The 13,885-nt window shown below is 76.1% G+C and carries 11 protein-coding genes; 1 reads left to right on the plus strand and 10 read right to left on the minus strand.

What is annotated here, in order from left to right; genetic code table 11:
- Positions 1-51: 51 nt before the first annotated feature.
- On the minus strand, positions 52-1,926 hold the full coding sequence (glmS, locus tag PH189_RS20725) for a glutamine--fructose-6-phosphate transaminase (isomerizing) (protein WP_274190725.1): 1,875 nt from the start codon (positions 1,924-1,926) through the stop codon (positions 52-54).
- Positions 1,927-2,029: 103 nt separating this feature from the next.
- On the opposite strand from glmS, the gene PH189_RS20730 reads away from it, so the two are divergent.
- Positions 2,030-2,911 carry a dienelactone hydrolase family protein gene (locus PH189_RS20730; RefSeq protein WP_274190726.1) on the plus strand — a complete coding sequence of 294 codons (882 nt, stop codon included), beginning with the start codon at positions 2,030-2,032 and terminating at the stop codon, positions 2,909-2,911.
- Here the strand turns inward: PH189_RS20730 and PH189_RS20735 are convergent.
- From PH189_RS20735 to eccCa, 9 genes are all read right to left on the minus strand, one after another.
- Positions 2,883-3,638 carry a hypothetical protein gene (locus PH189_RS20735; protein ID WP_274190727.1) on the minus strand — a complete coding sequence of 252 codons (756 nt, stop codon included), beginning with the start codon at positions 3,636-3,638 and terminating at the stop codon, positions 2,883-2,885. The two genes, PH189_RS20730 and PH189_RS20735, sit on opposite strands and share 29 nt — an antisense overlap.
- A complete protein-coding gene (locus tag PH189_RS20740) occupies positions 3,635-3,997 on the minus strand; it encodes a hypothetical protein (RefSeq protein WP_274190728.1) in 363 nt (120 codons plus the stop codon). The genes PH189_RS20735 and PH189_RS20740 overlap by 4 nt, the downstream gene beginning before the upstream one ends.
- Before the next feature lie 250 nt (positions 3,998-4,247).
- Complete coding sequence (glmM, locus tag PH189_RS20745) at positions 4,248-5,612, minus strand: phosphoglucosamine mutase (RefSeq protein WP_274190729.1); 1,365 nt, start codon at positions 5,610-5,612, stop codon at positions 4,248-4,250.
- Positions 5,612-6,235 (minus strand): 30S ribosomal protein S9, encoded by a 624-nt coding sequence (rpsI, locus tag PH189_RS20750; RefSeq protein WP_274190730.1) that lies wholly within the window; start codon positions 6,233-6,235, stop codon positions 5,612-5,614. Before rpsI ends, glmM begins: the two co-directional genes overlap by 1 nt.
- Entirely contained in the window at positions 6,232-6,675 is a 444-nt protein-coding gene (rplM, locus tag PH189_RS20755) for a 50S ribosomal protein L13 (protein ID WP_274190731.1), read from the minus strand. Before rplM ends, rpsI begins: the two co-directional genes overlap by 4 nt.
- Positions 6,676-6,836: 161 nt before the next feature.
- Positions 6,837-7,124, minus strand: coding sequence for a WXG100 family type VII secretion target (locus PH189_RS20760; RefSeq protein ID WP_274190732.1), 288 nt, complete (start codon positions 7,122-7,124; stop codon positions 6,837-6,839).
- 31 nt (positions 7,125-7,155) lie between these two features.
- Positions 7,156-7,527 (minus strand): WXG100 family type VII secretion target, encoded by a 372-nt coding sequence (locus PH189_RS20765; RefSeq protein ID WP_274190733.1) that lies wholly within the window; start codon positions 7,525-7,527, stop codon positions 7,156-7,158.
- A 125-nt stretch (positions 7,528-7,652) separates the two neighbouring features.
- Positions 7,653-9,749, minus strand: coding sequence for a type VII secretion-associated protein (locus PH189_RS20770; protein ID WP_274190734.1), 2,097 nt, complete (start codon positions 9,747-9,749; stop codon positions 7,653-7,655).
- A complete protein-coding gene (gene eccCa / locus PH189_RS20775) occupies positions 9,746-13,810 on the minus strand; it encodes a type VII secretion protein EccCa (protein WP_274190735.1) in 4,065 nt (1,354 codons plus the stop codon). The genes PH189_RS20770 and eccCa overlap by 4 nt, the downstream gene beginning before the upstream one ends.
- Positions 13,811-13,885 lie beyond the last annotated feature (75 nt).

Below are 13,885 nucleotides of genomic sequence, written 5' to 3' on the forward strand. Positions count from 1 at the left end.
CGTACGTGCGTGATCCTCTGAGCTACAGCTCAGAAGATCACGCACATAGGACTACTCGACGGTGACGGACTTCGCGAGGTTGCGGGGCTTGTCGACGTCGTAGCCGCGAGCGCGGGCGACCTCGGCGGCGAAGACCTGCAGCGGCACGCTCGCCACGAGCGGCTGGAGCAGGGTGGACACCGCCGGGACCTCGATGAGGTGCTCGGCGAACGGGCGCACCGTCTCGTCGCCCTCCTCCGCCACGACGATCGTGCGGGCCCCGCGGGCCTGGATCTCGCGGATGTTCGAGAGCAGCTTCTGGTGCAGGATCGCGCGCCCCTTGGGCGAGGGCATGACCACCACGACGGGCAGGTCCTGCTCGATCAGCGCGATCGGGCCGTGCTTGAGCTCGCCGGCCGCGAAGCCCTCGGCGTGCATGTAGGCGAGCTCCTTGAGCTTGAGCGCGCCCTCGAGGGCCACCGGGAAGCCGACGTGACGGCCCAGGAAGAGCACCGCCTTCGAGGCGGAGAGCTCGCGCGCCAGCGCGCGGGTCGGCTCGACCACTGTCTGCAGCACGCGGGCCACGGCGTCGGTGCTCGACTCGAGCTCGGCGTACTCGCGGGCGACCTCGTCGGCGTACTTCGTGCCGAACGTCTGCGCCAGCGCGAGGCCGACGAGGTAGCAGGCGACGACCTGCGCGGTGAACGTCTTCGTCGCCGCGACACCGACCTCGGGGCCGGCGTGGGTGTAGAGCACGGCGTCGGACTCGCGCGGGATCTGGGCGCCGTTGGTGTTGCAGATCGCGAGCACCCGGGCCTTCTGGTCGCGGGCGTGGCGCACGGCCTCCAGCGTGTCCGCGGTCTCGCCCGACTGGGAGATCGCGACGACGAGCGTGGAGCGGTCGAGCACGGGGTCGCGGTAGCGGAACTCGCTGGCCACCTCGACCTCGACGGGGATGCGGCACCAGTGCTCGATCGCGTACTTCGCGAGCAGGCCCGCGTGGTAGGCCGTGCCGCAGGCGACCACGAACACCTTGTCGATGTCGCGCAGCTCCTGGTCGGAGAGGCGCTGCTCGTCGAGCACGATGCGGCCGTCGACGAGGTGCCCGCGCAGGGTGTCGGCCAGCGCGGTCGGCTGCTCCTCGATCTCCTTCAGCATGAAGAAGTCGTGGCCGCCCTTCTCGGCGGCGGCGATGTCCCAGTCGACGTGGAAGGGGCGGGTCTTGGCGGTGTCGCCGTGGAAGTCGGTGACGACCGCGCCGTCGCGGGTCAGCGTGACGATCTGGTCCTGACCGAGCTCGACCGCCTCGCGGGTGTGGTCGATGAACGCGGCGACGTCGGAGGCGACGAACATCTCGCCCTCGCCGACGCCGACCACCAGCGGCGAGGAGCGCCGGGCGGCGACGATCTCGTCGGGCCGGTCGGCGTGGGTGAACACCAGCGTGAACGCGCCCTCGAGACGCGCCACGACGGCGCGCACGGCACCCGTGAGCCCCGCGCCCGGCTCGGCGTCGAACGCCCGCGCGACGAGGTGGGCCGCGACCTCGGTGTCGGTGTCGCTGGCCAGCTCGACGCCCTCGGACTCGAGCTCGGCGCGCAGCGCGGCGAAGTTCTCGATGATGCCGTTGTGGACGACCGCGACCTTGCCGGTGGCGTCCTGGTGCGGGTGGGCGTTGCGGTCGGTCGGCGGCCCGTGGGTGGCCCAGCGGGTGTGACCCATCCCGGTGGTCCCACCGCGCCCGGTGGGCTCGTCCGACGCCCCGCCCTCGGGCAGGACCGCGACGAGGTTGTCGAGCGGTCCGGCCGCCCGGTGCACCTCGAGCGACCCCGTCCCGTCGACGACGGAGACCCCCGCGGAGTCGTACCCGCGGTACTCCAGTCGTCTCAGACCATTGACGAGGACCTCTTGGGCTCCGCGCCAGCCGACGTATCCCACGATCCCGCACACGGGCCTCAGGGTAGACGCGCCCGCTCGCGGCCCCTGCGGGTGCACGACCCTCCCGGGGGTCACGACGGGCCGTGACGGGCCCGCTCCGATAGGTTCCCGGGCCATGGCGAGCGTGATCGGTGGGAAGGCCCTGGCGCCGAAGGCCGTGGTCGCCGAGCTCTCGCGGCCCGGCCCGTACCCCGTGCTGCGCGGAGAGCTCGCGCTGGTGGGCCTGCCCGGAGCGGTGTTCACCCCCGCCACGGGCACCGGCCTGCCGGCCGTGGCCTTCGCGCACGACTGGCTGCAGCCGGCCTCCCGCTACTTCGGGCTGCTCCGGCATCTCGCGAGCTGGGGGATCGTCGCGGCGGCCCCGGACACCCAGCGCAGCCCGATCGGCTCGCACCGTGCCCTCGCCCACGATCTGCGCACCGCCCTCGGCGTCTGCTCGGGTGTGCGGCTGGGCGGCAGCGCCCGCGGCGCCGCCGTGAGCGTCGACCCGGGCAAGCTCGGCCTCGCCGGGCACGGCATGGGCGCGGGCTCGGCCGTCCTCGCCGCGGCGGTGCCCGCGGCCGACACCCAGGTGCAGGCGGTCGGCGAGCCGTACTGGGAGGTGGGTCACGGCGTCGCGGTCCAGGCCGTCGCCACCATCGCCCTGACCGACACGAAGCCGTCGGCGGTCGACGCCGCCCGCGCCGTGCACCTGCCCGGCATGCACCTCGGCTTCGGCAAGGACCTCGTGTCGCCGCCCGCGGCGGGTGCCGATCTGGTCGAGCAGAACTGGGGCGGCGAGTCCTCGCTGCGCACGATCAAGAAGGCCACCCACCTCGGCCTGCTCGAGGGGCGGCACTGGAGCGACATCCTGCTCGACGGGAAGGGCGAGGCGGCGACGCGGAGCCTCGTGAAGGCGCTGCTCACCGGGTTCCTGCTGCACCGGCTGAACGGCGACGGGCGCTACGCCGCGGCGTTCGACGGCCCCGTCAAGGGGACCGAGGTCCACTCGGCCTGAGCGGGTCGCCCCCGCCCGCCGCGAGGCGCTCGCGCACCCGCGCGCCGGCCTCGCGTCCGGCGGCACGGCTGCGCGCGGCGGCGGCGAGGAAGACACGCAGGCGCTCCTCGAGGTCGGCGGCCCAGGCCCGCAGCCGGGGCTCCGCCGACGGGTCGGCCCGCGCTGCGGCCAGCAGGGCGTCGACCTGGGCCGGGTGCAGGCCGCCCACGGGATCGGCGGGCCGGACGGCGGCCGCGCCCGCCGCGAGGTCGCGCGCCGCGGCCGCGACAGTGGCCGCCGCCACCTCGAAGACGTCCGCGGTGTCCCCCAGCTCGCCCACGAGGCCGTGTGCGGAGCGCGCCAGCGCCGACACCCGCTTCTGCACGGCGTCCGCCGACGGACCCGCCCACGTGTCCCACAGCGGCCCGAGGTCCTCGGCCGTGTCGACGTGCTGGCGGCGCACCTGCGTCGCCGCCTCGCGCAGCGCCTCCGCCTGCGCGGCGAGGGCTGCCGGGTCCGGGAGCTCGCGGGCCTCGGCGCCGGCGCGCCGCACGGTGGCCGGGTCGGTGTCCGGGCCGGCGGGGATGCCCCGCCAGCACGGCGGCAGCGCCGCCCAGCGGGTGAGGTGGGTGGCCAGCACGCCGACCGCGGCGTCGACGGCGCCGAAGAGGGCCGCGCGGGACGGCCCCGTGACGTCGACCGGGCCGGCCTCTCCGACGAGCCGGAGCGGGCGGTCGGGGCGGGTCACCCGGCGCTGCGCGGCACCCCGCGCGGTCCGGGGCCCTGGGGGCCCGTGTCGTCGCCGGGACCGTCGCCCGATCCGGCGCTGAGCAGGTGCTCCGCCAGGTCGTCGACCGCGCCGGCGTGGGCCCGCAGGAGCGCGACGGCCGAGAGCGTGCCGGCCTCGCCGACCCGGCCGGGCTCGCCGTGCTCGGCGCTGAGCCGGTCGGCCAGCTCGTGGAGGTCGCGCGCGCGTCCCGTCACGGCTTCGACGACCTCGGGGAGGTCCGGCGGCGGGCCGTCGTCCTCGGCGGCGTCCTCGTCGAGACCCGCGACGAGGTCCTCGAGGTGCCGGGCCGGGCCGTGCGGGGGCGGGATCGAGTCCATCCGCGTCCTCCGCGTCCGGCCCGCACGCGCGGGGTGCCGACACCGTCCCGTCCCGGTCGGCGATGACGCCGGGGCGCGGGACCGCCGTCAGGTTAACGCCTGACCGACCGCCGAGGAGCGCGAACCCGGCCCCGCCCCCGCCCCGGTGGGCGCGGCGACACCGAGCGTCGTAGGCCGGTGGCGCTGTGTCGTCAGGCGGGCGTCAGGCGGTCGTCGGGGGTCGTCCGCGGAGGGTCGTCGGCGGAGGCCGTCAGCGGACGTTGGAGACGAGCCCCGCGAGCCGGTCGGCGACCTGGCCGGCCACCACCTGCGTCGGCGCCTCGACCATCACGCGGACGAGCTGCTCGGTGCCCGAGGGGCGCAGCAGCACCCGGCCCCGACCGGCGAGCTCGGCCTCGGCGGCGGCGACGGCGTCGGCCACCTCCGTCGAGGCGCCCACGGCGGCCTTGTCGGCGACGGGCACGTTGACGAGCACCTGGGGCAGGCGCGTCATCACCGCGGCGAGCTCGCCGAGCGGGCGTCCGGTGTGCGCCACGCGCGCCATGAGGCGCAGGGCCGTGAGCAGGCCGTCGCCCGTGGTGGCGTGCGCCGGGAGCACGACGTGCCCGGACTGCTCGCCGCCGAGCGAGAAGCTCCCGGAGCGCAGTTCCTCGAGGACGTAGCGGTCGCCCACCGCCGTCGTCCTCAGCGCGACCCCGGCGTCGGCCATGGCGAGGTGCAGGCCGAGGTTGCTCATCACGGTGACGACGAGGGTGTCGGCCGCGAGCTCGCCGCGCTCGTGCATGTCGAGCGCGAGGATCGCGAGGATCTGGTCGCCGTCGACGACGGAGCCGTCGGCCGCCACGGCCAGGCACCGGTCGGCGTCGCCGTCGTGGGCGATCCCCAGGTCGGCACCCTCGGCCACGACCGCGCGCGTGAGGACGTCCATGTGCGTGGAGCCGACGCCGTCGTTGATGTTCCAGCCGTCGGGGTCCGCGTGCAGCGCCGTCACCCGGGCACCGGCCGCGGCGTACGCGCGGGGCGCGGCCTGCGAGGCGGCGCCGTGCGCGCAGTCGACGACCACGTGCAGCCCCGTCAGCGGCGTCGGCGTGGCCGAGGCGAGGTGGGCCACGTAGCGCTCGAGAGCGTCGGGGACGTCGCGCACCCGCCCGATGTCACGGCCGGTGGGACGCGGCGTGGCGTGACCCTCGCGGACGTGCGCCTCGATCTCGTCCTCGACGGCGTCGGGCAGCTTGTGCCCGCCGGCAGCGAAGAGCTTGATGCCGTTGTCGGGCATCGGGTTGTGCGACGCCGAGATCATCACGCCGAGGTCGGCGTCGAACTCGCCGGTGAGGTATGCGACACCGGGCGTCGGCAGCACGCCGACGCGCAGGACGTCCGCACCCGCGGCGCTCAGGCCGGCGGTGACGGCCGCCTCGAGCATCTCGCCGCTGGCTCGCGGGTCGCGACCCACGACGGCCAGGGGACGACTGCCTGCCGCACCACGCCGACCGCCGACCCGGGCGTGCTCGGCGAGCACGCCCGCGGCCGACGCGGAGACCGCCGTCGCCAGCTCGGGCGACAGGTCGGCGTTGGCCAGCCCTCTGACACCGTCGGTGCCGAAGAGCCGCGCCATCAGCGCTTCGAGTACTGAGGAGCCTTCCGGGCCTTCTTGAGGCCGTACTTCTTGCGCTCCGTGGCCCGCGGGTCGCGGGTGAGGAAGCCGGCCTTCTTGAGGCCCGGACGGTCGTCGGGGTCGACCTCGGTGAGGGCGCGGGCGAGGCCCAGGCGCAGGGCGCCGGCCTGGCCCGACGTGCCGCCGCCGTGGAGGGTGGCGAAGACGTCGAACTGCTCGGTGCGCTCGGTGATCACCAGCGGCTCACGGATGAGCTGCTGGTGCACCTTGTTCGGGAAGTACTCCTCGAAGGCCTTCCCGTTGCACACGATGCGGCCCGTGCCCGACACGAGGCGGACGCGGACGATGGCCTCCTTGCGGCGGCCGACCGTCTGGATGGGGCGGTCGATCTGGGCGAACACCGGCGCGGGCGCGGCGTCACCGAAGACGTCGGTCTCGGCGTCGGTGTCGGCGTCCACCTCGACCTCGGCCAGGACCTCGTCATCGGCACCGGGCTCGTCCGTGGCGGACACCGGGGTGCCGCCGACGGCGCCCTCGGGCAGGTCCGCAGCTTCGGCGAGCGTCTGGGCCGCGTCCGTGTCGTTGACCTCGGGCTGGTCGGTCGCGTCGTCGGGGCTGGTCACTGGCTCACCTGTCGAATCTCGTAAGGCACCGGCTTCTGCGCGGCGTGGGGGTGCTCGGGACCGGCGTACACCTTGAGCTTGCTGCCCATGGCGCGGCCGAGGCGGTTGTGCGGAAGCATGCCCTTGATGGCCTTCTCGACCACGCGCGCCGGGAACCTGTCGAGCTCCTCGCCGATCGTGCGCGAGCGCAGACCACCGGGGAAGCCGCTGTGGTGGTACACCATCTTGTCGTCACGCTTGCCGCCGGTGAGGGCGATCTTCTCCGCGTTCACGATCACGACGAAGTCGCCGGTGTCGACGTGCGGCGCGTACGTCGGCTTGTGCTTGCCCCGCAGCAGCTGGGCGCTCTGGGCGGCCAGGCGGCCGAGGACGACGTCGGACGCGTCGATGACGTGCCAGGCGCGGTCGATGTCACCGGGCTTCGGACTGAACGTGCGCACGGAAGCTACCTCGTCACGGACGGCTGGGCGGTCGGCTCGGGGCCGGGGTGTGGTCGAGCGGGCGCGGGACATGCACCGCGCATCAGTCGTCCAGAGTACGCGTGCGGCCGTCGACGACGGCGACCACCCCCTCGCCGCTGGTCGTCCCCGCGGAGCCGCCGTCAGGTGAACATGTTCCTCACCTGGTTCTCGGTGTTCTGGTAGTTCGCGTTGACCGTGCCGGTGCGCGTGCCGATCTGCGCCAGCAGGCCCTTCATGTCCTCCCAGGACGTGCGGATCTGCTGCTGGCGCTGGCGGTAGAAGTCGGCGGCCGCGCCGTCCCAGACCGCGAGCTGGGCGATCGTCGAGTCCAGATCGGCCAGCTCCTGCTCGATGGCGGACGCGCCCCGGCCGATGCTGGCCTGCGCGCCCTCGATGTCGCCGAACGACACCCGGATCTCACTGCTCATGGCAACTCCGTCCTCGTACGTGCGGGGTGTCTCAGAGGTACTGGCCGAGGCCGCCGCCGGAGGCGGGCGTCGTCGCACCGGGGGCCGGGCCCGACCCGCCCGTGCCGCCGAGCTGGGAGAACGCCTGGCGGTTGTCCTCGTCGGACGCCGCGTAGTTCCGCCCGCTCTGGCCGATCTTCGCCGCGATCTCGTCGAGGGCGGTGTTGATCCGCGTCGCGTCCTCGTTCCACCGCGCCATGAGCCCCTGGAACGCGACGGAGCCCTGGCCGCGCCACGTGCCCGCCAGGGGCGCGAGCTGCGACTGCAGGCTGCTCATGTGGCCCTGCATGCCCTGCTTGATGTCCTGGATCCGCTGCGAGGCGGTGAGCATGACGTCGGTCTCGGTACCGAACTGCCCGGCCATCCGCGGCTCCCTCCGTGTCCGGGGGCCGACCGGCCCCGTGTGCTGCTGACGGATCGAGCATGACGAGCGGGCGCGGGCCGTGGTGGTCGTTTGGTGAAACCCGCGGACCCGGTCCGCGACCCCGGTCAGCCGGCGGGCCCGAGGGTCTCGACGACCTGCGCGCAGGCCGCGAGGACCCGCGTCGCCCCGGCGTCGTCCGTGGCGTGTCGGCACCCCACGCTGACCATCGAGGACGACGACGAGAGCACCACGAACCAGTCGACCCGCACACCCGGCGCGGGGTCCTGGCGGTAGCGGGCGACCTCGCGGTCGCCGAACTCGGCACGCGCCTCGTAGCCCGACACGGGATCGCCGGCGGCGCGCGCGGCCTCGTACTGGGCGGCCAGCTGCCCGCGGGCGCGCTCCGGGTCCTCGGCAGCGGCGCCGTCGAGGGGGTTCTCCTGGACGGCGACGAGGTCGGTCCCCCGCGGGGCACCGGCGGGGCGGAGCAGCACCCGGCGCGCGGCCGCGTCGCCGCCGGCGGTGACCCACCCGACCGGGGTGACGAAGACCTGCCCGCCGACGACCGTGGGCGTGCCGGACGGGCGGCTCACGGCCCGCACGCCCAGGACGATCCCGGTGACCAGAGCGAGGATCGCCAGCACCGCGATCACGACCGCGCCGACACCCACCGGGCCCCGCGGCGGGCCCGCCGACCCCGGCCGGCGTGCGGGGAGCCGGCGCGAGGCCCCGGGGGCGGTGGCGCCCTCGCTCCCGTCGTCCCCGCCGTCCCCGTTCGTGGCGCCGACACGGCGCACCGGGAGCAGCGCCGCGGACCCCGACGAGGTCGGCGTCAGCCAGGCGGGGGTGTCCGCGGGATCGCCGAGGTCCTCGGTCGGCTCGGCGTCGGGTCTCGCGGGCTCGGCCCGGGGCCACGCCCGCTCCCCCGGCGGCAGCTCGACGGTCGGGGGGTCGAGCAGCGGACCGGCGGCCGGTCGGGGCGCGGACGACGAGGACCGGCCCGCACCGGCCCCGACGGCGACCGCCGCCCGCGACGCCGCGGCACCGGCGCCGCCTCCGCGCAACGCCTCGTCCTCCCGCGCCACGACGAGCGCGCCCTGCACCACGACCAGCCGCGGCTCGAGGGCCACGGTGGCCGGCACACCCAGCTCGCGGTGCACGAGCGCCGCGAGCAGCGGCATCCGGGCGCCGCCGCCGGTGAGCCACACGCCGTCGAGGTGCTCCGGGCCGGTGCCGGCGTCGGCGAGCGTCTCGGCGAGCAGGTCGACGACCCGCCGCAGCGACGGGCGCAGAACCTCGGTGAGCTCGCCCCGGGACAGCCACGCCGCCGTGAGCCGTCCGGGCAGCGGCACCGCCGCCTGCTCGGCGTCGGAGAGCCGCTCCTTCGCGGCGCGCACGTCGTCGAGCAGCACCTGACGGTGGCGGCGGTCGCCGAGGGTCGTGGCGGCGACGACCTCGCGGACCCGGTCGGCGTCGCGCCGCGCCGCAGGATCATCACGCGACGGGTCCTCGGGGGTCGGCTCGTCCGCGAGCGTCGACAGCAGGTGACCCAGCAGCAGCTCGTCGGCGTCGTCGCCCCCGAAGCGCTCGTCCCGTCGCCGCGCGAGCAGCCGGGCCCCGCCGCAGCGCCCGGGTTCCGGCGCGAGCACGGACGCATCGGCGCCGCGCCCCCCGACGTCGAGCACCGCGATCGGTCCGGGACGTCTCTCCCGCGGGCGCATCCATGCGGCGTACGCGGCGGCCGCCAGGGGCTCCGCGAGCAGGGTGAGCTCGGCGGCGAGCCCGGAGCCCGCGCGCCGCAGCACCTCGCGGCGCCCCGCGTCCCAACCGGCCGGGTGGGTGAGGACGAGGTGGCGCGGCCGGTCGCCGCGCAGCAGCGGGCCCGCCCGCTCGAGCGCCCCGGCGAGGACGGCGCCCCACGCCTCCGCGATCCCGACCACCCGGGTGCCGAGCAGGAGGTCGGGATCGTCGACCCGCAGGCGCGGCGTCGGCTCGTAGCGCGAGGGATCGGTCGGAGCCAGCCGCCGGGCGGCGGCCCCGACGGCGAGGGCCGTGCCGTCGGCGGGGGCGAACACGGCGGCGAGATCGAGCGGCACGTCGGCGGGCTCGACGGTCTCCGCGGGAGTGCGTCCCTCAGCGGGGTCGGGCGACGGCGACACGTCCACCGCCGCGGCCACCGTCGTCACCCCGAGATCGATCGCGACCGTCGGGCCCTCGCTCACGGTGCGGCGTCCGGGACCGTGATCGGCGGATCCGGGGCACGCCACCCGACCTGCACGAGGCGCTCCCCGTGGCGTCGCCCGACGAGCCACCCGCGCCCGGGCGGCTGCGGACCCGGCCGCACCGTGCCCAGCAGCACGCCCTCGTCGCGGCTGCCGCTCATGACGATCCCGGGCGACGAGAGCTCGCGCAGGCGGGCGAGCACCGGCTCGAACACCGCGCGGGACGCCCCGCCCGTGCGCCGAGCGACGACGAGGTGCAGGCCGACGTCGCGGGCCTGGGGCAGCAGGTCGAGCAGGACGGCCAGCGGGTTGGTCGCGGCGCCGGCGACGAGGTCGTAGTCGTCGACGAGGACGAAGACGTCCGGGCCGGTCCACCACGAGCGCGCCCGCAGCTGCTCGGGGGTGACGTCGGGGCCGGGCAGCCGGCGCTGCAGCGACTCGACGAGCTCGGCGAGCGCCCGGGTCAGCGCCGCGGCCGACGACGTGTAGGAGATGAGGTGGTCGCTGGCCACCGCCCCGAGCAACGAGCGCCGGTAGTCGACGATCACGAGCCGGGCCTGCTCCGGCCGGTACCGCGTGACGATCTGGTGGGCCAGCCCCCGCAGCAGCGCCGTCTTGCCCGACTCGGCGTCGGCGAAGCAGACGAAGTGGGGGTCGGCGGACACGTCGAGCAGGACCGGCGCGAGGCGCTCCTCGGACAGCCCCAGCGGCAGGAGGTGCGGCGGGCCCTCGTCCGGGCCGGGCAGCGACTCGACGCCCACGCGGTCCGGGAGCAGCCGGACCCGCGGCGCCCCGGTGCCGCTCCAGGCCGCCGCGACGCGGGCGACGAGCTCGCCGGTGGCGCGCCCGAGGTCGGCCGTGTCGGCGACCCCGTCGAGACGCGGCAGGGCGGTGAGGACGTGGCGCTTGTCCGGCGAGAGCCCGCGCCCCGGCCGCCCCGACGGCACGACGGCGGCGACGCGGCGGTCGACCTCGGACTCCGAAGGGTCGCCGAGCCGCAGCTCGAAGCGGGTGCCGAGCAGGTCCTTGAGCGCGGGCCGCAGCTCCGCCCACCGGCTCGCCGTGATCACGACGTGCACCCCGTACGAGAGCCCGCCCGTCGCCAGCGAGATCACCGTCTGCTCGAGGCCCTCGTGCTCGCTCCGGAAGGCGTGCCAGCCGTCGACGACGAGGAAGACGTCGCCGAGCATGTCGCTGCCGCCCGTGCCGGGCGCGAGCTCGCCGCGGCGGCGCCGGGCCCGCAGGTCGGCCATCGACTCGACGCCGGCCTCCCGGAACCAGCGCTCCCGCCCCGCGAGCAGCGCGGTCACCTCCGCCACGGTGCGCCGCACGAGCTCGGGCTCGCCGCGTCCCGCGACCGTGCCGACGTGCGGCAGCCCCGCCAGCCCGGACAGCGTGCCGCCGCCGAGGTCCACCGCGTAGAACTGCACCTCGGCCGGCGTGTGGGTCAGCGCGGCCCCGGCGACGAGCGTGCGCAGCAGCGTCGACTTGCCCGACTGCGGCCCGCCGGCGACCACCACGTGCCCCGCCGCACCGGCGAGCTCTGCCCACAGCACGTCGCGACGTTGGTCGTAGGGGCGGTCGACGACGCCCACCGGCACCGCGAGCTGCCCGTTGGCGGGGAAGCCGGGCGCGGTGAGCCCGCGGTCCGGGGTGGCGGTCAGGGGCGGCAGCAGCGCGTCGAGCGTGGACGGGTCGGCCAGCGGCGGCAGCCACACCTCGTGCGCGGGCGGGCCCTGGCCGCGCAGCCGTTCGACGACGACGTCGAGCACCGACGGCGTCCCCGCCCCGCGCGGGGCCGAGGGGCCGTGCGGGCCGATCACCGCGGGCGGCCCGCCGGCCGGGGCGTGGCCCCCCTCGAGCACCGCGCCGGGCTCCACCCAGCCCGCGGTGAAGGGGCGCGGGCGCATCTCGCGGGGCACCGGGGAGGGGTCGGGCGGCGCGGGCTCGGCCGAGCGGTACGGCGCCGACACGTACCCGGCCTTGAACCGGGTCATCGTCGACGACTCGACCTTGAGGTAGCCCGAGCCCGGCACCGGCGGGAGCTCCGCCGCGTCCGGGACGCCGAGCACGGCACGCGAGTCCGACGGCGAGAACGTCTTGAGCCCGATGCGGTAGGATAGGTGCGAGTCGAGCCCCCGCAGCCGTCCCTCCTCGAGGCGCTGCGAGGCGAGCAGCAGGTGCATCGGCAACGAGCGGCCCAGCCGCCCGATCGCGACGAACAGCTCCGCGAAGTCGGGCTTCTGGCTCAGCAGCTCGGAGAACTCGTCGACGACGACGAACAGGGTCGGCAACGGCTCCAGCGGCGCGCCGTTCTCCCGGGCGCGCTCGTACTCGCCGACGTTGGCGAGGTTGCCCGCGGCGCGCAGCTTCTCCTGGCGGCGCTGCATCTCGCCCGCCAGCGCGTCCTGCATGCGGTCGACGAGGCTCAGGTCGTCGGCGAGGTTGGTGATCACCGCGGCGACGTGCGGCGCGCCGGCGAGCCCGGCGAACGTCGCGCCGCCCTTGAAGTCGACGAGCACGAGGTTGAGCGCCTCGGACGAGTGCGTCGTGATCAGCCCGAGCACGAGGGTCCGCAGCAGCTCGGACTTGCCCGACCCGGTGGCCCCGACGCACAGCCCGTGCGGGCCCATCCCCTCCTGGGCGGCCTCCTTGATGTCGAGCTCCACCGGCTCGCCGTCGGCCGAGACCCCGAACGGCACCCGCAGCCGGTCGCGCACCGGGCGCGGACGCCAGGCCGCGGTGACGTCGAACGTGTCGGGCTCCCCGTCGACGCCGAGCAGCTCGAGGATGCCGGGGCTGGTCAGCAGCGGCTCCTCGTCGTGCGCGCCGGCCGCGGGCGGGCGACAGGGCGCGAGCCGCCGCGCGAGCGCCTCGGCCTCGGCGCCGCCGAGGGTGTCGGGACGGCCGAACCACTCGACGCCCTGCTGGCCCCGGGCCCCGATGCGGCCCTCGGCCGTGTCCTCCCCACCCTCCCCCAGGACCAGCCCGAGGCCCCGGCGCGCGGTCAGCGTGCCGAGCGAGTCCGACAGGTCGATCAGGGTGACGCCGGCCAGACCCTCCTCGAGCACGACCTGCTCGGAGCGCGTGACCTCGGCGTCCTCGAGCACGACGACCACGTGCCGGGTGTCGGCGGCCGGCGCGGCGCCCCGGGTGAACCGGCCCCGCCCGGCGAGCTCCGGGGCCAGCCACGACTCCACGGCGGCCAGCGAGGACGTCACCATCCGCACCGGCCCGGCCCCGTCCGAGAGCCGCGGGTGCGCGACGTGCGGGAGCCACTTGACCCACTCCCACTCCCCGCGGGCCGGCCCCGTCGCGGCCACGGCGACCACGAGGTCCTCGGGGCTGTGGAACGTCACGAGCTGCGCGAGCAGCGCCCGCACGAGCCCGCGACGGGCCGCCGCGTCGCCCCCGGTGACGCCCACCGACGCGAACGCGCGCAACGACACCGCGGTGGGCAGATCCGGGACGATCGAGTGGGTGCGCACGAAGCGGCGCAGGGCCACCGTCGACACCGGCTCGAGATCGTCGACGGGACCGGTCTGCGGCGGGACGAGGGCGGTGGCGAGTCGCTGGGAGCCGCGGCCGACGCGCAAGTGCGCGAAGTCCGGGTCGGACGGGCGGCGCTCCCACATCCGCGGGCCGCGCGCGAGACCGACGAGCCTCGTCGGCTCGGGATGGGTCCACTCGAGAGCGCGCCGCTGGTCGACCGCCGTCTCGCGGGCCCGCCGGCGCATCTGCGCGAGGTAGCGCAGGTAGTCCTTGCGGTCCTCGTCCGCCTCCGCCCGGCGCTGCCCGCCGCCGCGCGTCGCGCCACCGGCCACCATGCCGATGGTCGAGAGCGCGAACATCCCGCCGAAGAGCCACGAGGTGGGGTTGTCGACGCCGATGACGACGACGAACCCGAGCGAGCCGAGCACCATGAGCAGCGGCAACAGCCGCAGCAACGGGGACGTCGGCACCGCGCGGGGGATCTCCGGCGGGGCCTCGAGATGGACCTCGCCCGACGGCACCTCCGGGGGCGCCGGGCGCGCCGCGCGCCGGAAGACCCGTGTGCCCACCGGTCGCCCCCCATCCTCCGAATGCACCACCCGGCCCTCGCGGTCCGGCCATACTAAGGAGCCGCGGCCCGCGCC

This window comes from Actinomycetospora chibensis (assembly GCF_028737215.1).
GTDB classification, from domain to species: domain Bacteria; phylum Actinomycetota; class Actinomycetes; order Mycobacteriales; family Pseudonocardiaceae; genus Actinomycetospora; species Actinomycetospora chibensis.